Source organism: Kocuria salina (assembly GCF_013368965.1).
In the GTDB taxonomy this organism is placed as follows: Bacteria; Actinomycetota; Actinomycetes; order Actinomycetales; family Micrococcaceae; genus Kocuria; species Kocuria rosea.
Window position 1 is genome coordinate 1 of the sequence record NZ_SSSF01000003.1, and the last position, 18,475, is coordinate 18,475.

The 18,475-nt window shown below is 68.7% G+C and carries 21 protein-coding genes and 1 riboswitch; of the genes, 17 read left to right on the top strand and 4 right to left on the bottom strand.

Going from position 1 to position 18,475, the window contains the following annotated elements; genetic code table 11:
• Positions 1 to 179 precede the first annotated feature (179 nt).
• The 3 genes from E7Z53_RS06690 (at position 180) to E7Z53_RS06700 (ending at position 2,132) form a co-directional block, all read left to right on the top strand.
• On the top strand, positions 180 to 434 hold the full coding sequence (locus E7Z53_RS06690; RefSeq protein ID WP_176337443.1) for a hypothetical protein: 255 nt from the start codon (positions 180 to 182) through the stop codon (positions 432 to 434).
• A gap of 621 nt (positions 435 to 1,055) precedes the next feature.
• A complete protein-coding gene (locus tag E7Z53_RS06695) occupies positions 1,056 to 1,547 on the top strand; it encodes an excalibur calcium-binding domain-containing protein (protein WP_075872998.1) in 492 nt (163 codons plus the stop codon).
• Positions 1,548 to 1,973: 426 nt separating this feature from the next.
• Positions 1,974 to 2,132, top strand: coding sequence for a zinc transporter permease (locus E7Z53_RS06700; protein ID WP_075872999.1), 159 nt, complete (start codon positions 1,974 to 1,976; stop codon positions 2,130 to 2,132).
• Positions 2,133 to 2,333: 201 nt separating this feature from the next.
• On the opposite strand, the gene E7Z53_RS06705 is transcribed toward E7Z53_RS06700, so the two are convergent.
• Entirely contained in the window at positions 2,334 to 3,221 is an 888-nt protein-coding gene (locus E7Z53_RS06705; RefSeq protein WP_176337444.1) for a F510_1955 family glycosylhydrolase, read from the bottom strand.
• Positions 3,222 to 3,379: 158 nt separating this feature from the next.
• Between E7Z53_RS06705 and E7Z53_RS06710 the strand changes: the two genes are divergently transcribed.
• The 9 genes from E7Z53_RS06710 (at position 3,380) to E7Z53_RS06745 (ending at position 10,815) form a co-directional block, all read left to right on the top strand.
• Positions 3,380 to 4,081, top strand: coding sequence for a response regulator transcription factor (locus E7Z53_RS06710; RefSeq protein ID WP_047804188.1), 702 nt, complete (start codon positions 3,380 to 3,382; stop codon positions 4,079 to 4,081).
• A complete protein-coding gene (locus E7Z53_RS06715; protein ID WP_176337445.1) occupies positions 4,078 to 5,223 on the top strand; it encodes a sensor histidine kinase in 1,146 nt (381 codons plus the stop codon). Before E7Z53_RS06710 ends, E7Z53_RS06715 begins: the two co-directional genes overlap by 4 nt.
• 94 nt (positions 5,224 to 5,317) lie before the next feature.
• Positions 5,318 to 5,650 (top strand): heavy-metal-associated domain-containing protein, encoded by a 333-nt coding sequence (locus E7Z53_RS06720; protein ID WP_176337446.1) that lies wholly within the window; start codon positions 5,318 to 5,320, stop codon positions 5,648 to 5,650.
• 52 nt (positions 5,651 to 5,702) lie between these two features.
• Positions 5,703 to 7,949 (top strand): heavy metal translocating P-type ATPase, encoded by a 2,247-nt coding sequence (locus E7Z53_RS06725; RefSeq protein ID WP_176337447.1) that lies wholly within the window; start codon positions 5,703 to 5,705, stop codon positions 7,947 to 7,949.
• Positions 7,950 to 7,987: 38 nt separating this feature from the next.
• Positions 7,988 to 8,659 (top strand): DUF305 domain-containing protein, encoded by a 672-nt coding sequence (locus E7Z53_RS06730; RefSeq protein ID WP_047804184.1) that lies wholly within the window; start codon positions 7,988 to 7,990, stop codon positions 8,657 to 8,659.
• A gap of 73 nt (positions 8,660 to 8,732) precedes the next feature.
• The gene (locus E7Z53_RS06735; RefSeq protein WP_047804183.1) at positions 8,733 to 8,996 is read left to right on the top strand and encodes an SHOCT domain-containing protein; all 264 of its coding nucleotides are present in this window, start codon (positions 8,733 to 8,735) and stop codon (positions 8,994 to 8,996) included.
• A gap of 136 nt (positions 8,997 to 9,132) precedes the next feature.
• Positions 9,133 to 9,189 (top strand): hypothetical protein, encoded by a 57-nt coding sequence (locus E7Z53_RS20740; RefSeq protein ID WP_238986074.1) that lies wholly within the window; start codon positions 9,133 to 9,135, stop codon positions 9,187 to 9,189.
• A gap of 106 nt (positions 9,190 to 9,295) precedes the next feature.
• Positions 9,296 to 9,391 carry a hypothetical protein gene (locus E7Z53_RS20745; RefSeq protein ID WP_331457110.1) on the top strand — a complete coding sequence of 32 codons (96 nt, stop codon included), beginning with the start codon at positions 9,296 to 9,298 and terminating at the stop codon, positions 9,389 to 9,391.
• An 89-nt stretch (positions 9,392 to 9,480) separates the two neighbouring features.
• Complete coding sequence (locus E7Z53_RS06745; protein ID WP_075872539.1) at positions 9,481 to 10,815, top strand: APC family permease; 1,335 nt, start codon at positions 9,481 to 9,483, stop codon at positions 10,813 to 10,815.
• 71 nt (positions 10,816 to 10,886) lie between these two features.
• Here E7Z53_RS06745 and E7Z53_RS06750 read toward each other — a convergent pair whose 3' ends face one another.
• Positions 10,887 to 11,594 (bottom strand): DUF305 domain-containing protein, encoded by a 708-nt coding sequence (locus E7Z53_RS06750; RefSeq protein ID WP_047803067.1) that lies wholly within the window; start codon positions 11,592 to 11,594, stop codon positions 10,887 to 10,889.
• Between the two features lie 224 nt (positions 11,595 to 11,818).
• Positions 11,819 to 12,229, bottom strand: coding sequence for a four-helix bundle copper-binding protein (locus tag E7Z53_RS06755; protein ID WP_047803066.1), 411 nt, complete (start codon positions 12,227 to 12,229; stop codon positions 11,819 to 11,821).
• On the opposite strand from E7Z53_RS06755, the gene E7Z53_RS06760 reads away from it, so the two are divergent.
• From E7Z53_RS06760 to E7Z53_RS06780, 5 genes are all read left to right on the top strand, one after another.
• Positions 12,228 to 12,416 (top strand): hypothetical protein, encoded by a 189-nt coding sequence (locus E7Z53_RS06760; RefSeq protein WP_141246848.1) that lies wholly within the window; start codon positions 12,228 to 12,230, stop codon positions 12,414 to 12,416. The genes E7Z53_RS06755 and E7Z53_RS06760 overlap by 2 nt on opposite strands.
• A gap of 413 nt (positions 12,417 to 12,829) precedes the next feature.
• Positions 12,830 to 13,020, top strand: a riboswitch (cyclic di-AMP (ydaO/yuaA leader).
• Positions 13,021 to 13,025: 5 nt separating this feature from the next.
• Positions 13,026 to 13,688, top strand: coding sequence for a C40 family peptidase (locus tag E7Z53_RS06765; protein ID WP_047803065.1), 663 nt, complete (start codon positions 13,026 to 13,028; stop codon positions 13,686 to 13,688).
• A gap of 318 nt (positions 13,689 to 14,006) precedes the next feature.
• Positions 14,007 to 14,726 (top strand): DUF305 domain-containing protein, encoded by a 720-nt coding sequence (locus tag E7Z53_RS06770; protein ID WP_176337448.1) that lies wholly within the window; start codon positions 14,007 to 14,009, stop codon positions 14,724 to 14,726.
• Between the two features lie 563 nt (positions 14,727 to 15,289).
• Entirely contained in the window at positions 15,290 to 16,009 is a 720-nt protein-coding gene (locus E7Z53_RS06775; protein WP_176337449.1) for a response regulator transcription factor, read from the top strand.
• A gap of 65 nt (positions 16,010 to 16,074) precedes the next feature.
• Entirely contained in the window at positions 16,075 to 17,154 is a 1,080-nt protein-coding gene (locus E7Z53_RS06780; RefSeq protein WP_047803064.1) for a sensor histidine kinase, read from the top strand.
• Positions 17,155 to 17,261: 107 nt separating this feature from the next.
• On the opposite strand, the gene E7Z53_RS06785 is transcribed toward E7Z53_RS06780, so the two are convergent.
• A complete protein-coding gene (locus tag E7Z53_RS06785) occupies positions 17,262 to 18,413 on the bottom strand; it encodes a heparan-alpha-glucosaminide N-acetyltransferase domain-containing protein (protein ID WP_229588155.1) in 1,152 nt (383 codons plus the stop codon).
• Positions 18,414 to 18,475: the final 62 nt, after the last annotated feature.

Genomic DNA, 18,475 nt, shown 5'->3' on the forward strand with positions numbered 1-18,475 from the left:
CAGGTGGGCCCACCTGACCGGCGAGTCAGGTCATATGTCACTTGCCGTGCGGCAGTTCCCGTGGCCTCGACGTGCATTAGCCTGCACGCCAGCACAAGTGCGCCTTCTCCGTGCGCGCTGGGCCTGATAGTTCTGGGCTTGAGCCGAGACAAAGCGGAAAGTTCTACAGGAGGTGTGCAGTGGAGGACATCTTCTGGCCGGCCCTGATCATGGGCCCCGTGATGATCGTCTTCGGCATTGTGGTCATCAGGTTCCGCAAAACGCTGATCTCAGTCATCATCGAGGCCCAAAGCGTGCTGTTCGGCCGGCGAGTCGGTCAGATCTTCGCAGATCGCACCGGTTCTTCGGCGCTGCTCTCTCCCGGGGTCGGCGCCGTCGTCCTGGGGGTCGTGATCATCTTGATGGGTCTGTTCCTGCCGCGGGAGATGTTCTAGTGGGGTGGCCGAGCCTTGTCTTGGGTGCTGCCATGGTGATCACCGGCGTGGTCCTCCTGCTCTGCCGGAAGTCACTTGCGGGTCTCTACGCCTCACGGCGCCAGGCTCCTCCGCCGGATCATCCGCAGTACCGAGCAGAACCTGCCTTCACCGCCGGTCCCATCGGCGTCCTGGGATGTGCTGGCATCTTGGCTGGCCTCATCGTGCTCGGGGCAGAGGTGCTCTGACCCTCCGCGCACGGGAGGGCCAACCTCAACGCACCTCCCAAGGTCACTACATCATGCCCGGGCGGAGACTCACCCCGGCGCGATGAGCAACTTCATGTGCAACGCCGCAGTCCCCGCAGTGCCACGGAGCATGAGCAGTTCCCTGCGGGAAGGCGGGGGCACCGAGGCGCGACCGGAGGCTCTGCTCCGGGGACGGGGTCCACGGCGTGGTCCCCGGTGCCATGGACGGGAACGGGGCGGCCGCCGCGCCGTGCATAGGTTTCGCCTCGGCCCAATGAACTCCTGAAATCAACAAGACTGGAACAGATCAGGTTTGTGTCGCTGACGGGATTGACTCAAGGATGTCGGCTGGATACGTTGCAAAGACAAATACCTCTCAGAAAGCGACAAACAGATGCGAAAAAGCGCAGCAAGTGCCGCACTGATCACCGCCGTCGGATTTTCAGCCCTCAGTGCTGCCCCGGCGTCGGCCGACGTTTACGGACCCATCTTCCCCGTCTGTGATGCAGCCTTCGCCGCAGGGGTGTACAACATCCCCCAGGGCAGCCCGGCGTACCACCCCGCTCTGGACACCGACGCCGACGGCGTGGCGTGTGAGAGCGAGGCTTACGCCTACGACGCCGCGACGGTGGCCGAGATCGTGGAGCAGCGTGAGCTGGCCCGGGACACTCTGCCCCCGAACACCGGCATCATCGCCGGCCCCGATGGCACTGGTCTGGAGGAGGCACCGCAGATCGAGCAGGTCCCAGTCGGCGGCGCCGACACCGGCGTGGCCGTGGAAACCGCCGACGGCGACAGCGCCGCCGCGGTGACCGGTGGCCTGGCCCTGACCGTGACCCTTGCTGGTGGCGCGTTCTGGCTGCGACGGCGCGCCCGCACCGCCTGAGCAGCACGCCTACGGCCCCGGTAACCCTCGCACCGGGTTGCCGGGGCCATTGGTGTACCTGTCGCAAGCACTGTCCCACCTCATGCATCACCGCGCCGGCAGAGCCGGGTCGACCACACGGACCCACCAGCAGAGGCCAAAAATTCCAGAGCTGAGTGTCCGACAATCCGCCATATGTAAAGAAGGTCGCGTCGAGCTACTGATGCAGCCAGTGTCCGCGGATCAATCAGCGATAGCGCGTTTGGTCCCTGAGTTCTAGGGTGGGAGATCCGCCAGGAAATTTCTGCTTCGTCAGCAGAAGCGTGCACTTCGGGCAGGGCCGGGTCTCGCCCTGGTGGTCCCGCAGAAGCATTGCCAGATCCTGGTGCCGGTGCTCCACTGGAAAGACGAGCCTGTCCTGGGCCCGTACGTCCAAGGGGGATCATCATGGCTGGTCACGACAAGCAGGCCGAGCACACCAAAGCAGAACACACTCACGGAGAGAACTGCGGGCACGAGACCGTTGAACACGGCGATCATGTGGATTATCTCCACGACGGTCACCGGCATGCGGAGCATGAGGACCACTACGACGAGTGCGCGTAGCCTGCCCCCGGCATCCTTCAAGAGGCCCCTGCAGAGAGCAGGGGTCTCTTGTTCTGCCCCGGCATCGGTTGAGGGACAGCTCCTGCTGCCCTGCTCCAGGCGCGCACATTGACGGGCATTGTGGGCGGGCATTGTGCGTGAACGCTTGAGACGTGGGCGTGCCAGGGAGACTCGTCCACGAGCGGGTGAACGTGAACGGGGTCAAAGCAGCTGTTCGATGGTGTTCCCGCCGTCGGTGGTGCGCAGCACGGTTCCGTCGGCCACGAGCAGGGCCTCAGTCTCGCCTTCCTCCGTGAGCCCGGCCCCCAGGGCGGTGATCTCCCCGATCGGCTGGTCACTGGCCGTCCAGGTTTCCCCGGCATCTGCGCTGGTCAGCAGGTTCCCGTCGACCCCGGCCCCGACGATGGTCTTGTCGTCGGCCCAGGCGATCAGGGACATCAGCTGCGGGGTGTCCAGGGTGTCCCAGGTGGCACCGTCGTCCTGGGAGCGCATGACGCCGTCCTCGGTGGTGGCCAGGATGGTGCCTGTGCCCGGGGCGATCGCCAGGGCGGCCGGGGCGGAGGGGATCTCGAGGGTGTCCCAGGTGCGCCCGTCGGAGCTGGCGCGCAGCTGCCCATCGAAGCCGAGCACCCCGTTCGGACCGGCGGCCAGGGTGTGGAAGTCCGATTCCCCGCCCCTCGAGAGCACCTCCCAGGTCTCGCCCTGATCGGTGGATTCGATCAACCCGACCGGTTCGGGCAGATCGGTGCCGATACCGGGGTGGCCCGAGGCCAGATAGCGGCCCTCGGGCGTGACGGTGAAGCCCATCAGGTCCACGACCGGACTTGCCTGAGTCAGTTCCCCGTCCTGGAGACGGAACAGCCCTTCATGGGTGGCCAGCAGGATCACCCCTGCTCCTGCTCCTGCTCCTGCGCCGCCTCCGGTCACCGTGTCGCGGGTGATGGCGTGCACATGGGTGATCGCCGTGCCGGTGCTGCTCGCTCCGGCCGGTGCCGGGCTCTCCGCCGGGGAAGTACACGCGGCCAGGGCGCCGGTGCCGAGCAGGCCGAGGCCGCCCACGAGCAGGGTTCTACGGGTCGGGGGGTTCATGGGTCCTTTCCGCCTCGCACCACACTGCGAGGGCCATCCACCATTGTCGACCGGTCGGGGAGGGACCCTGTGGCGTTCTCCGTGAAGGTTTGGCGAAGATTCCTCCCCCGACCAGTCTCCGGCACGAATGCGGTGCGGACGGAGGGGACACTGAAGTCATGGATTCTGGCATCGATGCGGTGACCGGGCGGGTGCTGGTGGTCGACGACGAGAAGCCCCTGGCCCGGATGATCGCCACCTACCTCACCCGCGCCGGCTATGACGTGGCCACCGCCCACACCGGGCCCGACGCCGTGGAGGCCGCCCGCAGCCGGAGCTTTGATGTGGTGGTGCTGGATCTGGGGTTACCCGGGCTGGACGGGATCGAGGTGTGCCGCAGGATCCGGGGCTTCTCCGAGTGCTACGTGCTGATGCTCACCGCCCGCGGGGACGAAGACGACAAGCTGGCCGGCCTGGCGGCCGGGGCCGATGACTACATCACCAAGCCTTTCAGTGTGCGTGAGCTCGTCGCGAGGGTGGCCGCGGTGCTGCGCCGGCCCCGCACCACCGTGACTGCTGTGGAGCCGGCCCGGGTGTTCGGGGACCTGACCGTCGATCTCACCGCCCATGAGGCGCGGGTGGTCGGTGAGCCGGTGGGGTTGACCCGCACCGAGTTCGACCTGCTGGCCGCCCTGACGGCGCGGCCGCACCAGGCGTTGTCCCGTCGTCAGCTCATCGACACCGTGTGGGACCCGGCCTGGGTGGGCGATGAGCGGCTGGTGGATGTGCACATCGGTCACCTGCGCCGGAAACTCAGTGAGGATCAGAGCGCCTACATCGACACCGTGCGCGGGGTCGGCTATCGGATGGTGAGCCGGTGAGCGGCCGGCGGCACAGCTGGGGGTTGGCCTCCCGGTTCTTCCTGGCCCAGGCCATCGTGGTGGCCGCCAGCATCCTCGCCGCCGTGGCCGTGGCCTCCTTGGCCGGGCCCCCGATCTTCCACGAACACCTGATCATGGCCGGGCACTCGGAGAACTCCCCGGAACTCCTGCACGTGGAGCAGGCCTACCGTGACACCAACCTCATCATCCTGGGGGCGGCCCTGAGCACTGCTGTGGTGTGCGCGGCGGCGGTGACCTGGTTCTTCACCCGCCGCCTCCAGCGGCCCCTGGCCGCACTTACCCAGGCGGCCCAGTCCATGGCCCGCGGGCGCTACGACACCCGGGTCCCGGCCCTGGGTGCCGGCACCGAGGTGGACGCGGTCGCCACCTCGTTCAACACCATGGCCACCCGTCTGCAGCGCACCGAGGACACCCGCCGGCGGATGCTCTCGGACCTGGCCCACGAGATGCGCACTCCGATCTCGGTGCTCTCCGTCTACTGCGAGGCTCTCCAAGACGGGGTGACGCACTGGGACGAGGCCACCGGGGAGCTCATGACCGACCAGCTGGGACGCCTCACGCGCCTGGTCGAGGACATCCACGACGTCTCCCGGGCCGAGGAGGGCCGGATCGAGCTGGAGCGCACCGCACAACCCGTCGACGAGCTGCTGCGCACCGCCGTCGAGGCCCACCGGGAGGCCTACGCCGCCAAGGGCGTGCATCTGGTGCTCGAGGCGCAGGATGCCGCCGGGGTCGTGGAGGTGGACCGGCAGCGGATGGGTCAGGTGCTGGGCAACCTGCTCACCAACGCCCTGCGCCACACACCGCCCGGTGGCACGGTGACCGTGCGCGCCGCCGTCCACGGCCCCGGCCGTCTCGGCCTGGTCGTGGCCGACACCGGCGACGGGATCGCCGCCGAGAACCTGCCCCAGGTGTTCGAGCGCTCCTGGCGCGGGGACACCGCCCGGGACCGCGACCACGGCGGCTCCGGGATCGGCCTGACCATCTCCCGGGCCCTGGTCGAGGCCCACGGCGGAACGCTGAACGTCAGCTCCTCCGGTCCCGGAGCTGGGACGGTCTTCACCGTGGAGCTACCCCGCCCCACCCGGCACCGCCCCCGTGAAACCACGGTCGCCGCATGACCCCACGCTTGCAACATACCCCTGGGGGGTATATACCTGGGGGTGGTGAGGACGTATCCGGTCCTACCGCCCGAATCGATCGAAGGAGCTTCACATGAGCCACGAGACCCGCTCCCCGTTGCCGATGGCCTCCACCGGCTGCGCCTGCTGCGCACCCGCCCCCGCCGCCGATCACGCGGCTCCTGCTGCTGGGACGGCTTCCACTACCGGCACGACGTCGACCTACCAGGTTCAGGGCATGACCTGTGGCCACTGCGCCACCAGCGTCACCGAGGAGCTCACCGCCCTGAAGGGTGTGAGCGAGGTGCACGTGGACCTGGTGGCCGGTGGGGCCTCCACCGTCACGGTCACCGCCGAACACCCGCTGAGCACGGAGGCGGTCCGCACCGCAGTGGAAGAAGCCGGTTACACCCTCGTCACCGCCTGACGAGACCGACCACCGCCCTGGCCCGCCAGGGACCTGCGCGAAAAGGAACGCCATGAGCACCCCGCAGCACCACGACCGCCCCACCGCCCCGGGCCAGGCGCACACCGGCCACGACACGGACCACCCCGCCGATCACCACGGCGCGGCCCACCGCGGCCGGCACGCCGATGCCGACACCCACGGGCAGGCCATGCCGCACGCCCACGCCCACTCGGCGGTGGACGAGGACCACCAGGTCCACACCCACGGCGAGCACGCCGGGCACTCCACGGCGATGTTCAAGAACAAGTTCTGGCTCAGTCTCGTGCTGGCGGTCCCCGTGGTGGTCTTCTCCCCGATGGTCGGGCACCTGCTGGGTTACCACGTCCCCGAGTTCCCGGGCTCTACCTGGATCCCTCCGGTGCTGGGCACCGTCATCTACCTTTACGGTGGTGCCCCGTTCCTGCGCGGCGGGCTCACCGAGCTGAAGTCGAAGCAGCCGGGGATGATGCTGCTGATCGCCATGGCCATCACCGTCGCCTTCGTCGCCTCCTGGGTCACCACCCTGGGGATCGGCGGGTTCGACCTCGACTTCTGGTGGGAACTGGCCCTGCTGGTGGTCATCATGCTGCTGGGCCACTGGATGGAGATGCGCGCCCTCGGGGCGGCCTCCTCCGCCCTGGACGCCCTGGCCGCGCTGCTGCCCGACGAGGCCGAGAAGGTCGTCGACGGCGACACCGTCACGGTGCCCGTCGCCGAGCTGGCCGTGGGCGACGTCGTGCTCATCCGCCCCGGGGCCCGGGTCCCGGCCGACGGGGAGATCGTCGACGGGACGGCCGAGTTCGACGAGTCCATGATCACCGGCGAATCCCAGGCCGTCGCCCGCACCGTGGGCGAGACGGTGGTCGCCGGGACCGTGGCCACCGACACCACCGTGCGCGTGCGGGTGGAAGCCGTCGGCGCCGACACCGCCCTGGCCGGGATCCAGCGGATGGTCGCGGCCGCCCAGGAGTCCTCCTCCCGGGCCCAGGCCCTGGCCGACCGTGCCGCCGCGCTGCTGTTCTGGTTCGCCCTGGCCGCCGGCATCCTCACCGCCATCGCCTGGACGGTCCTGGGCAGCCCCGACGACGCGGTGATCCGCACCGTGACCGTGCTGGTCATCGCCTGCCCGCACGCCCTGGGCCTGGCGATCCCGCTGGTCATCGCGATCTCCACGGAGCGCGCGGCGAAGGCCGGGGTGCTGATCAAGGACCGGCTGGCCCTGGAGCGGATGCGCACCATCGACGTGGTGCTCTTCGACAAGACCGGGACCCTGACCGAAGGGGCGCATGCCGTCACCGGCACGGCCCCTGTCCCCGGGGTCTCCGAGGGTGAGCTGCTGGCCTGGGCGGCGGCGGCCGAGGCCGACAGCGAGCACCCCGTGGCCCGGGCCATCGTGCGCGCCGCCGCCGAGCACCCCGAGGCCCCCCGGCTGGGCCTGCAGGGCACCGGTTTCCGCGCGGCCACCGGCCGCGGCGTGAAGGCCACCGTCGACGGGGCCGAGGTCCTGGTGGGCGGGCCGAACATGCTGCGCGAGCTCGACCAGGACACCCCCGAGCCGTTGCGGGCGGGCGTGGACGAGTGGACCAGCCGCGGCGCCGGGGTCCTCCACGTGCTCCGGGACGGAGCGGTCATCGGTGCCCTGGCCCTGGAGGACAAGGTCCGCCCCGAGTCCCGCGCCGCCGTGGCCGCCCTGCAGGACCGGGGGGTGCGCGTGGCGATGATCACCGGCGACGCCCGGCAGGTCGCCGAGGCCGTGGGCGCCGAGCTGGGCATCGACGAGGTCTTCGCCGAGGTCCTCCCGCAGGACAAGGACACCAAGGTCACCGAGCTTCAGTCCCGGGGGATGACCGTGGCGATGGTCGGCGACGGCGTCAACGACGCCCCTGCCCTGGCCCGGGCCGAGGTCGGCATCGCCATCGGCGCCGGCACCGACGTGGCCATGGAGTCGGCCGGGGTGGTCCTGGCCGGCAACGACCCGAGGGCGGTGCTGTCGATGATCGACCTGTCCCGGGCCAGCTACCGGAAGATGATCCAGAACCTGGTCTGGGCCGCCGGCTACAACGTGGTCGCCGTGCCCCTGGCCGCCGGGGTGCTCGCGCCGATCGGGATCGTGCTGTCCCCGGCCGTGGGCGCGGTGCTGATGTCGGCGTCCACGATCGTGGTGGCGCTCAACGCCCAGCTGCTGCGCCGCCTCGACCTCGACCCGGCCCATCTGGCCGCCGTCAGCGCCGAGGACCGCCGTCCCGCCGAGCAGTCCACGACTGCCCCCACCCACTGACCCACCGACACAACCGACAAGAAGAGAAGGACACCCCCATGAAGCGAACCACCGCCCTCAGCACCCTCGCCCTGGCCTCCGCCCTGGCCCTGACCGGCTGCGGCACCGGCGCCGACGAGCAGGACACCGGCACGAGCGCGGAGACCGCCGCCCCGGCCACCGCCGCCCCCGAGACCCCCAGCACCACCTCGGCCTCCGAGGAGCCGATCGCCGAAGAGCACAACGACGCGGACGTGATGTTCGCCCAGATGATGGTCCCGCACCACGAGCAGGCCGTGGAGATGAGCGAGACGCTGCTGGCCAAGGAGGAGGTGCCGGCCGAGGTCGCCGATTTCGCCCAGCAGGTGATCGACGCCCAGGGCCCGGAGATCGAGCGCATGAACGCCATGCTCGAGGCCTGGGGCCAGGAGCCCATGATGGAGTCCGGCGGCATGGAGGGCATGGACCACGGCTCCGGGGCGGGGATGAGCGGGATGATGAGCGAGGAGGACATGCAGGCCCTGGAGGACGCCCAGGGCACCGAGGCCTCCCGGCTGTACCTGGAGCAGATGACCGCCCACCACGAGGGCGCGGTCGAGATGGCCCGCGACCAGGTCGAGCAGGGGCAGAACCCGCAGGCCGTGGCCCTGGCCCAGGACGTCATCGAGGCCCAGGAGGCCGAGATCACCGAGATGGAGGGCCTGCTCCAGGGCCTGCCCAGCGGCTCCTGAGACTCCGCAGGTCGTCCGGGGCCGCTACAGGGCGGCCCCGGAACAGCGCCAACTACCACGGAAGGAACCCGTCATGATGTGGGGTGACGGCATGGGGTGGATGTGGCTGTTCTGGCTCCTGCTCATCGGGGGCACGGTGGTGCTGGTCTTCGTGCTGGTGAAGGCGTTCACCAGCGGCTCGGGCGGCGGCACCTGGCAGGGCGGCACCGCGCCGCCGACGACGGGTGCAGGCCCGCGCCGGTCCCGGGAGATCCTCCAGGAGCGCTACGCCCGCGGAGAGATCAACACCGAGGAGTACCGGGAACGCCTACGGACCCTGGAAGAAGGCGACCGGTGAGCCCGCTGAGCCGCCGCCAGCAGCTGTCCCTGGATGCGGCGGAGGAAGACCGGGCCGCATGATGTCCTTCACGATCGACGGGTAAGGGTACGACGCCGAGCGCACCGACCAGCGGGTCCGGGTGGGCACCGTGGAGGTGTGGACCCTGACCAACTCCAGCCCCCTGGACCACCCGGTGCACCTGCACGTGTGACCCCTGCAGGTCGTGGCCGAGGAGGGCCGCGACGTCTCCGCACCGCGGTGGCGGGACGTGGTCAACATCCCGGCCTTCGGGGGGGGGGGGGGGGGTCACCGTCCGGGTGGCCTTCGACGACTTCGGCGGCCGCCCCGTCTTCCGCTGCCACACCCTCGACCACGAAGACCTCGGCATGATGGGCACCCTCGAGGTCCGCTGAGCGGCGGTGGGCCCGACCCACCGACCTTGTCCGACAACCCCACCGCCGACAAACGATCGCACCCCGGCAGGAAGGACGTGCAGCTCCCCATGAACGACAGCACGCAGACGCAGCAGAAGCTCTCCCTGACCGGATCCGTCGCCCTGGGCACGGGGGTGATGATCGGTGCGGGCATCTTCGCCCTCGTGGGGCAGGTCGCGGAGCTGGCCGGGGGCTGGGTGCCCTGGGCGTTCCTCGCCGGGGCCGTGGTCGTGGCGTTCAGCTCCTACTCCTACATCCGCTACTCGGCCACCAACCCGTCCTCCGGCGGGATCGCGATGCTACTCAAGGCCGCCTACGGCCCCGGGGTTCTCGCCGGGTCCTTCTCCCTGTTCATGTACGTGTCGATGATCCTGGCCGAGTCCCTGCTGGGCCGCACCTTCGCCTCCTACCTGCTGCGCCCCTTCGGCCTGCAGGACTCCGCGGTGTGGGTGCCGGTGCTGGCGGTGGTGGCCATCGCGGCCGCCGCCCTGGTCAACCTGGTGGGCAACCGGTGGGTGGAGCGCTCCGCCACGGTGACCGCGGCAATCAAGATCGTCGGGATCGCCGTGCTGGCGGTCGCGGGCATCCTCGCGGCAGGGGTGTCCTCCCTGGGCAGGCTGTTCACCGCCGCCGACCGCACCCCACCGGAGGCGGGCTGGCTGGGCTTCCTGGCCGGGACCACCCTGTGCATCCTGGCGTACAAGGGCTTCACCACGATCACCAACCAGGGCGCGGACCTGCAGCAGCCGCAGCGCAACATCGGCCGCTCCATCATGATCTCCATCGCCCTATGCACCGTGCTCTACCTGCTGATCACCGTCGCGGTCACCGGCAGCCTGACCGTGCCGCAGATCGTGGCGGCCCGGGACTACGCCCTGGCCGAGGCGGCCGAGCCGATGTTCGGCGCCTGGGGTGTGACGCTGACCGTGGTGATCGCCGTCGTCGCGACGCTGTCGGGACTGGTCGCGAGCCTGTTCTCGGTCTCGAAGCTCTACGACATGCTCCGCGACATGGGCCAGGCCCCCGGGCTGCCGGGGCAGGAGGGTCACCAGTCCCTCTACATCACGGCCGGGCTGGCGATGCTGATGGCCGCGTTCTTCGACCTGTCCCAGATCGCCTCCCTCGGCGCCATCCTGTACCTGGCCATGGACATCGCCATCCACCTCGGCATCCTGCGCCACCTCAAGGACGATGTCGGGGCCAAGCCCTGGATCCCCGGGATCGCGATCCTGCTCGACGCCGCGGTGCTCGTGCCGTTCGTGCTGCTGAAGGCCCAGTCGGACCCGTTCACCCTGGTGGTCACCGCCGTGGTGGCCCTGATCATCGTCGTCGCACAGTGGGTCGTCGTCCGCCGGCGCGACGGGGCGAACAGCACCGGGCAGCAGCCCCACACTCACCCCTGAAGCCGGTCGCGCGACCGGCTCACGGTGAGGGGCCCGTCGGTGGACGGGCCCCTCACCATGAGCGTGCTCGTTCAGTTCTGGCCGGCCAGCCAGGTGCGGAAGTCCGCGATCTGCGCCTGTTGCGCGGTGATCCCAGCGCTGGAGGCCACCCGCAGCTGAGCATGATCAGCGCGGGACTGCAGCTCGAGGAACTCGACGATCCCGCCGTTGTGGTGCGGGATCATCTTCTGCACGAAAGCGACGTCGAAGTCCTCGCCAGCCTCAACAGCGGCCAGTTCTTCGACCATCATCCGGGTCTCCTCCTCCAGGATCTTCATCTCCTCCTGTGCTTCCTCCGGGGCCTGAGCCTTGGCCTCTTCCGGGGTCAACCCGTACCACTCCTCCAACCAGGTGGTGAACTGGTCGATCTGGTGCTGCTGGCTGGCGATGATGTTCTCCGCGTGGGTGCGGATGTCCGGGCTGGTCCCGCGCTCGAGCTCCAGCTGGGCCATCTCGATCGCGGCCTGGTGGTGGCCAATGATCTCGGCCAGGAAAGTGACCTCCAGCTGCTCGCCCTCCAAACCGGCCAGGGTCTCACCGAATTCGTAGGCGGTCGGGGAGGTGGGATCGGGGCCGAGCATGTCCTCCGGGGCCTGATCCTGGGCGTGGGACGAGACCGGGGTGGTCACCTGTCCGTGGGCGAACACTGGGGCGCTGGCCCCGCCCCACAGGGCCGTGGCGACGACAACGGTGGAGGCGGCGGCCGCCGTGCGACGGCCAGGGAACTGGATGGAACGCATGATGATGTCTCTCTTCCGCAATGAAGGAGCTCGACCCCGAGGTGCCGGCTCGGTCATCAGCCCCGTACCCTGCGCGTGAACAAACCGCGCGGGCAGAGCTGTACTGAACAAGGGGCGGGGGGAAGAGGGAACCCGCATCCGGGCACGCCCGATCAGCCCATCAGGCTCCTCTTTCACCGACGGAGGCCGGTCATCGGCGTCCGTGGGTCAGCGCGAGTCTGGGCTCAGCCCAGGGAGGCGACCAGTGCCGCACAGGCGGCCTCGCAGCGACGGCAGGCCTCAGCACAGATCCGGCAGTGCTCGTGCATGTCCGCGTGCTGCTCGCACTCATCAGCACACGCCTTGCACGCCATCTGGCAGACCCGGATCGCGTCCAAGGTGATGTTCGCGTCGTAGCCGGTGTGCCGGGAGAGCACCCGCCCGGTGGCCTCGCACAGGTCCGCGCAGTCGAGATTGGTGCGGATGCACTTGGTCAGCTCGGCGACCATGTCCTCGGACAGGCAGGCATCGGCACAAGCGGTGCAGGTCTGGGCGCACTCGAAGCAGGCCTCGATACAGGCCGCCAGCTTGCCCTGGTCCACTCCCCCGAGGTCCTTCGGGTAGGTCTCCAGCATCGCGCTCACGTGATGGGTCATGGCTTGCTCCTTCGTCGGTTCGGTCGAGGAGACGAACCGGCCGGAGCCAGCCCGCCATGTCATCGACAGTAAACTGCCGATTCTGTGTGACGCGACCCGAAAGCTTGAAGATTTGATGAAGATCAACGCCTCAAGAATCCGCGATCCCGCCTCACTACCTGGCCTCTACATCGGTGCAGCGGGCTGAATATGGAGATTTCATGAAGAAACCCTGCCCTAAGGCCTCGGAAGGGCACTTCCGAAGCCCTCCCAAACTGTGAGCCACCTTGAAAATCCTCCCCAACAATCTTGGTGCTGGCCCGGCCCGCGCTGAAGACTGCGCATGGTTGCAGAGCCCTGTCGCTGTCGGCTGCGTCCAGCGAAACGCGCGCCACCATGCCATGTGTCCTAGTCAGAGCGCTTTGAAAGACCGGTGTGAGCTACGCGACGGGTCCTGCTGCGTGACGGTTTCACTTCCTCGGGGCGTATTTTTCCGAGGCCGGAATCACAGCTTCCCGCTCCCGACTGAGGAGAGAATCCAGGCCGTGACCTAAACGTGACACTTTCGTTATGGATGGGCTACTGTCCACTGCGTGCCGATGACTGATCCGGTCGGCGCCCTCGTGCACATCGCCGAATTCTGCCGGTGCTCGAGGTTCCTGAAGAGATATCGCTTGGCAGAAGCGGGGGAACCATTTTCGGTCCCGGTGATCCGGGGCCTTGGGGTTAAGCCGGCAGAGCGCGTGCGCTCTGCCGGCCGGGTGTCTCCCACCCGCATCCGACAGCTCACCTCGTAGGCAAAGGGAGGAACTCACCCATGACTGTTTTCAAGCGCCACGCTGCCCGCCACCGTGCCGAGACCACCTCTCACGCCGTGCGCAACACCACGATCGCTGCCACCGCCGGTGCGGTGCTCATCGGCTCCATCGCCCCGGCCCAGGCCTACGCCGAGGTCCCCGCAGAGACCGCCCCCGCCTACGCGACCCCCGCGTCCGCACTGACGACTTACACCTCGGCGGCCTCCCAGCCCGCGGCCGCCCCGCAGACCGTCTCCACCGCCTCTTCCCAGGCCCCGGCCGCGCCCGAGCAGGCTACATCGGCCGTGGCGGTGTCCACCCAATCGGCGGACATCACCGAAATTACCGGCGCCTCCGGGATCGTGGGCACAGCGATGCAGGGAGCCGGCACCGGTTACGTCTGGGGCGGCACGGACTTCGGCGCCTGGGACTGCTCCGGCTTCACCCAGTGGGTCTACGCCCAGCAGGGCATCGACCTCCCCCGCACTAGCCAGCAGCAGTGGGCGGCCGGCACCCTGACCACCGACCCGCAGCCTGGCGACCTCGTCGTCCAGAACGGCGGGGCCCACATCGGGATCTACCTTGGTGGCGGCAAGATGATCTCCGCGCTGAATCCCACCCAGGGCACCTTCGTGCACAGCGTGAATGCCATGCCGACGGTCGGCTACGTCACCTTCCGCTGAGCCAACCCTCCGTCCGCCACGAATGCCGCTCGTGGCGGGCGGCGGGTGTGCCCCCCACCTGATCAGCATCCAGGATCGGTCGGTCAGAACCGGAGATGCCTGCACCCATCCACCGCCGGGGAACACCCCGATCTGGCCGCCTGATGGGCCCGCTCTTGAAGGTTCAGTGAAGATCTACCGCCCAGCCCTCCCAGCCCGGCGAAGCCAGCTGCGGCGGGGCTACCGTGGATGGATCGGTCCGCCTCGACCCGAGGCTGAACAGAGCAAACACCACGATGTGCAGGTCCAGTACGGGCTGCTGCGAAAGAGAGATTCGTCATGACGTCGACGTTCAAGCACCTGGCCGCCGGGACGGCCCTGGCGCTGGCCCTCAGCGGTGCCGGGGCGACCGCGGCGGTCGCGTCCCCGACGCACCAGCCTGCCTCCGCCTCCGCACAGACGGGCGCTGAGCGGCACATGAACCACGACCGCCACTTCGCCGTGATGATGGTCCCCCACCACCAAGGTGCCACCGACATGGCCGAGCTGGCCCTGCAGAAGTCCGAGCGTCCCGAAATCCGTGACCTGGCGGAGAAGATCATCGAGGCCCAGACCGAGGAGATCCAGCAACTGGAAGCAGCGGCCCAGCGGCTGGCCGCCGAGAACACCCCGGGACACCACCACCATGGACACGGCCACCACCACGGCCACGGGCACCACGTCCACGGCCATGGCCATGGCGGCCATGGCCAGAGCATGAATGCCGACATGCAGGGCGCCATGATGGGCGAGATGGACGGCATGGACGGCATGGACGGCATGGACGGCATGGACGGCATGAGCCTCGAAGAGCTGGCGAAACGGTCCGGGGATGAGTTCGACAAGGCCTTCCTCGAAGAGATGATCGCCCACCACCAGATGGCTCTCGAGATGGCCGAGATGGAGCTGCAGATGGGCACCGACCCCGAGTTGCGAGCCATGGCGGAGAAGATGATCGAGGACCAGCAGGCGGAGATCGAGCTCATGCAGGGCTGGTTGGAGGAGTGGTTCGCGGCCTGATCCAGGACCACGAGCTGGGCCGTCATCGACTGGAACGGGCCGACACCGGGATGTCATGGTCCCCGTCGACCCGTTCCAGCCAGTCCAGTCCAGTGCGGTGATCCCCGACGCGGCACCCGATGGGCGCGCACCCTTCGCGCAGTCAGCAGCACCCCGAACGGTCACCGACCAACCGTAGGTTTGGCAGCACCGCGCCCTCTTGCCTCAGGACACGGCCCCCCTCCCCCTCGCCTGGGGTCCTGTTCCTCCAGCGCGCGCACCGTCACCGAGATGGCCGAGACCACCGGAGTCCCCTCGCCCGGTGGTGGTGGCCGGATCCCGGCCGTGTTGCGTCTGTCCGGGCTCGTGGAGGGGCGACACGCGATCTTCTCAGTGTCCGATATCCCTCTCATCGGCCCGGTGCAGGGGATCGTTAGCCACAGCGACCACCGGTTCACCGGTGAGCCCGGCCACGACGAGTCCACCCCCCTGTTTCGTTTCCGAGGCCTCAGACACGGTCGCCCTGGGACGCTGGGGCTCGCAGCACAGTGTTCATGTCACAGCGATCAGTACCGGGAGGACAGATGACGGATCCGCTCACCGGACGTGTGCTGGTGGTCGACGACGAGGTCGACCTCGCGCAGCTGATCGCGGACTATCTGCGCAAGGCCGGGCTGGAGGTCGTGATGCGCCACGACGGCACGGAGGCGGTGGCCGCGGTACGGAACTTCGCCCCGGACGTGCTGGTGCTCGACCTCGGGCTGCCGGGGATCGACGGGATCGAGGTGTGCCGTCAGGTGCGGACCTTCTCGGACTGCCACGTCCTGATGCTCACCGCCCGGGATGATGAGGTCGACAAGATCGTGGGCCTGTCGATGGGAGCCGACGACTACGTGACCAAGCCGTTCAGCCCGCGCGAACTCGTGGCCCGGGTGCAGGCCATGCTGCGCCGGGTGCGCACCCAGTCCGCACCCGTCCCGGAGCCGGCGGGCCAGGACCAGGGGCTGGTGATCGGGGACCTGGTGGTGGACGGGGACTCCCGCCAGGTGCACCTGGGCGGGGAACCGGTGGCGTTGACGAGGATCGAGTTCGACCTGCTCCTGTGCCTGGCTGCCCGCCCCCAACTGGTGCTCTCGCGCCGGCAGCTGGTGGAGATGGTCTGGGACACGCACTGGACCGGGGACGAGCACCTGGTGGATGTGCACATCGGACGGATCCGCAAGAAGCTCGGCGACGTAGCCACCAGGCCGACATTCATCCACACGATCCGCGGGATCGGCTACCGGATGGGCACCGGGCGATGAGCGCCGCCGTCTCCGACCGGACCCGGGCCTGGTCTTTGTCCTGGAGCCCATTGACGGTGCGATTGATGCTAGCCCAGACCGCAGTGCTGGCCATCGGGCTGATCATCGTGGTGATCACCGCGGTGCTGGTCGGGCCGAACATGTTCTATCACGAGCTCATCGAGGCCGGCCACGCCGATGAGGCCACCGGACTGGTGCACCTGGAGGACGCCTTCCGCTCGGTGAGCCTCACCGCCCTGACCATCGGGGGGCTCCCGGCGCTCTACATCGCCGGGATGCTCACCTTCTACCTCTACCGCACGATCGGGCGGTCCCTGGTCTCCTTCAGCACCGCCGCCCAGGAGGTGGCTGCCGGCAACTACGACGTGCGTGTCACCTCCACCAGCCTGGGCGCGGAGTTCGACTCCCTGGCTGGGTCTTTCAACGACATGGCGGCCAGGCTCGACGCCGTGGACACCACCCGGCGCCAGATGCTGGCCGATCTGGCTCATGAGATGCGCACCCCCCTGGCCAGTCTCAAAGGACATCTAGAGGGCATCGAGGACGGAGTGGTCGAGTGGGATGCACGAACCACGGGCATCTTGTACGCCCAGATCGCCCGGCTGGAGCGACTGGCCCGCGACATCCGCCAGCTCACCGCCGCCGAGGAAGGCATGACCCATCTGCAGCTGACCCTCCAGGACCCGGGCCGGCTGGCAGCCCAGGCGGCCGCGGCCGTCCAACAGGACGCCGCCGCTCAGAACATCTCGGTGACCTCCATCAGCACCGGCATGGAGGTCACACCGGTGCTGGTCGATCAGGAGCGGATGGGACAAGTGTTGGGCAACTTGCTGGAGAACGCCTTACGCCACACCCCATCCGGCGGGGCCGTCACCGTGCGCACCGACCACACCCCGGAGGCGGTCACTGTCACCGTCACCGACACCGGGGAAGGCATCGGCTCCGAGCACCTCCCGCACGTGTTCGAGCGCTTCTACCGCGCCAACACCGGCCGGGAGGCCCACCGCGTGGGCTCAGGCCTGGGACTGGCCATCAGCAAATCCCTGGTCGAGGCCCAAGGCGGGACCCTGGAGGCCACCAGCGGCGGCCCCGGACGCGGGACCAGCTTCCGGATCCACCTGCCCCGCCACACGCCCCCGGACTGACCCCAGCGTCACCAGACCGTTCCGTGACGGCGGCGGGCCGTGCCCGCCGCAGAGAGCACGTCTGCTGCGGCGGGCACGGCCCGTCATGTCGTGGCTACCGGTACAGCCTATCCGTGGCTGTCCTGGGCCGGCCTGCCCAGCACCAGCTGGCGGGTGCCTTTCACGCTGGTGCTGACCACCTTCTCCAGCGGTCCCTGCCCCAGGCTCCGGTGCCAGGCCACCGCGAACAGCGCCGCCACCGCCAGGTGGACCATGAACCACAGGTAGGGCAGCTCGTAGTGGGCCTCGAAGGACAGTGCCACCAAGTGGACGGTGTAGAGGGTCAAGGTCATCACGCCCATCGCCGACAGCGGTAACAACCATGCCCCGATCTTCGGGCCGATCAGCAGGAAGACGCCCAGCACCGCCAGGCTCACCCCAAGGCTGGCCGCGATCGCCAGCGGGGTGTTGGTGTGCGGGGTGGCGATCGCCAACCACCACACAGTCTCCGTGGGCAACGAGTCTGGCCCCCAGACCAGTACATCCTCCAGCTCGTGCTCGCCCATTGAGGAGGCATCCAGCAGCCGCTGGTAACCACCCAAGGCATAGAGCAGGACATAGGAAGTGGTCTGGGCGAAGATCGCCAGCCCCACGCCCACCACCACCAGTCGAGCTTGAACCTCCGTCTTGCGCAGATTCAACCGCCCCAGCCCCAGTCCGACCAGGAGATAGGTCATGTACGGCAGGGCCGGATAGGTCCCGGTCAGCAACAGCTGGGAGGCCGTGGCACCGGGCTGCGTGAGCAGATCCGTGAACGTGGGGTTGTAGGAGACGAATTCGGGCAACGCATTTTGGAGTCCCTGCATCAGCATCGGGGACACCACCCCGAAAAGCACTGCGGAGATGAACAGGGCCTTCGGGCCTGCATGCAGGAACGGAATCGCCAGCAGGAAGAACACCCCGTAGTAGATCAGGATGTTGTAAGCGGGCGGGTCCTCCGACATCAGCGTCCCGATCCACAACCCCACGATCGCGATCAGCACCGCGCGCACCACCAGGCCGATCCGGTCAGCGGTCATCGTCCTACCCTCGTGCGGGTGCCGCCCCCCGGAGGTCAGTGCCAGCCCCACCCCTGCCAGCAGGGCGAACAGGGCCGCTGAGTCCCCCGAGAACAGCCGCCACGACCAGCTCGCTTCCCCGGTCTCCTCGTTCCAAGCCGGTAGCAGATGAATGGCCATCAGCCCGATCAGCGCCAGCCCCCTGGCCGCATCGATCCCCACCAACCGGCGGGTGGGCCTTACCACCGCGTCTCCAAGACCCGCCGGCAAATGCCCTCCCATCC

Excerpts from the sequence above, each read along its gene's own strand:
- E7Z53_RS06765 (WP_047803065.1), top strand. The coding sequence starts at position 13,026 with ATGACTGTTTTCAAGCGCCACGCTGCCCGCCACCGTGCCGAGACCACC.
- E7Z53_RS06770 (WP_176337448.1), top strand. The coding sequence starts at position 14,007 with ATGACGTCGACGTTCAAGCACCTGGCCGCCGGGACGGCCCTGGCGCTG.
- E7Z53_RS06700 (WP_075872999.1), top strand. The coding sequence starts at position 1,974 with ATGGCTGGTCACGACAAGCAGGCCGAGCACACCAAAGCAGAACACACT.
- E7Z53_RS06695 (WP_075872998.1), top strand. The coding sequence starts at position 1,056 with ATGCGAAAAAGCGCAGCAAGTGCCGCACTGATCACCGCCGTCGGATTT.
- E7Z53_RS06705 (WP_176337444.1), bottom strand. The coding sequence starts at position 3,221 with ATGAACCCCCCGACCCGTAGAACCCTGCTCGTGGGCGGCCTCGGCCTG.
- E7Z53_RS06735 (WP_047804183.1), top strand. The coding sequence starts at position 8,733 with ATGATGTGGGGTGACGGCATGGGGTGGATGTGGCTGTTCTGGCTCCTG.
- E7Z53_RS06750 (WP_047803067.1), bottom strand. The coding sequence starts at position 11,594 with ATGCGTTCCATCCAGTTCCCTGGCCGTCGCACGGCGGCCGCCGCCTCC.
- E7Z53_RS06730 (WP_047804184.1), top strand. The coding sequence starts at position 7,988 with ATGAAGCGAACCACCGCCCTCAGCACCCTCGCCCTGGCCTCCGCCCTG.
- E7Z53_RS06775 (WP_176337449.1), top strand. The coding sequence starts at position 15,290 with ATGACGGATCCGCTCACCGGACGTGTGCTGGTGGTCGACGACGAGGTC.
- E7Z53_RS06725 (WP_176337447.1), top strand. The coding sequence starts at position 5,703 with ATGAGCACCCCGCAGCACCACGACCGCCCCACCGCCCCGGGCCAGGCG.
- E7Z53_RS06710 (WP_047804188.1), top strand. The coding sequence starts at position 3,380 with ATGGATTCTGGCATCGATGCGGTGACCGGGCGGGTGCTGGTGGTCGAC.
- E7Z53_RS06745 (WP_075872539.1), top strand. The coding sequence starts at position 9,481 with ATGAACGACAGCACGCAGACGCAGCAGAAGCTCTCCCTGACCGGATCC.
- E7Z53_RS06780 (WP_047803064.1), top strand. The coding sequence starts at position 16,075 with ATGCTAGCCCAGACCGCAGTGCTGGCCATCGGGCTGATCATCGTGGTG.
- E7Z53_RS06755 (WP_047803066.1), bottom strand. The coding sequence starts at position 12,229 with ATGACCCATCACGTGAGCGCGATGCTGGAGACCTACCCGAAGGACCTC.
- E7Z53_RS06760 (WP_141246848.1), top strand. The coding sequence starts at position 12,228 with ATGGCTTGCTCCTTCGTCGGTTCGGTCGAGGAGACGAACCGGCCGGAG.
- E7Z53_RS06720 (WP_176337446.1), top strand. The coding sequence starts at position 5,318 with ATGAGCCACGAGACCCGCTCCCCGTTGCCGATGGCCTCCACCGGCTGC.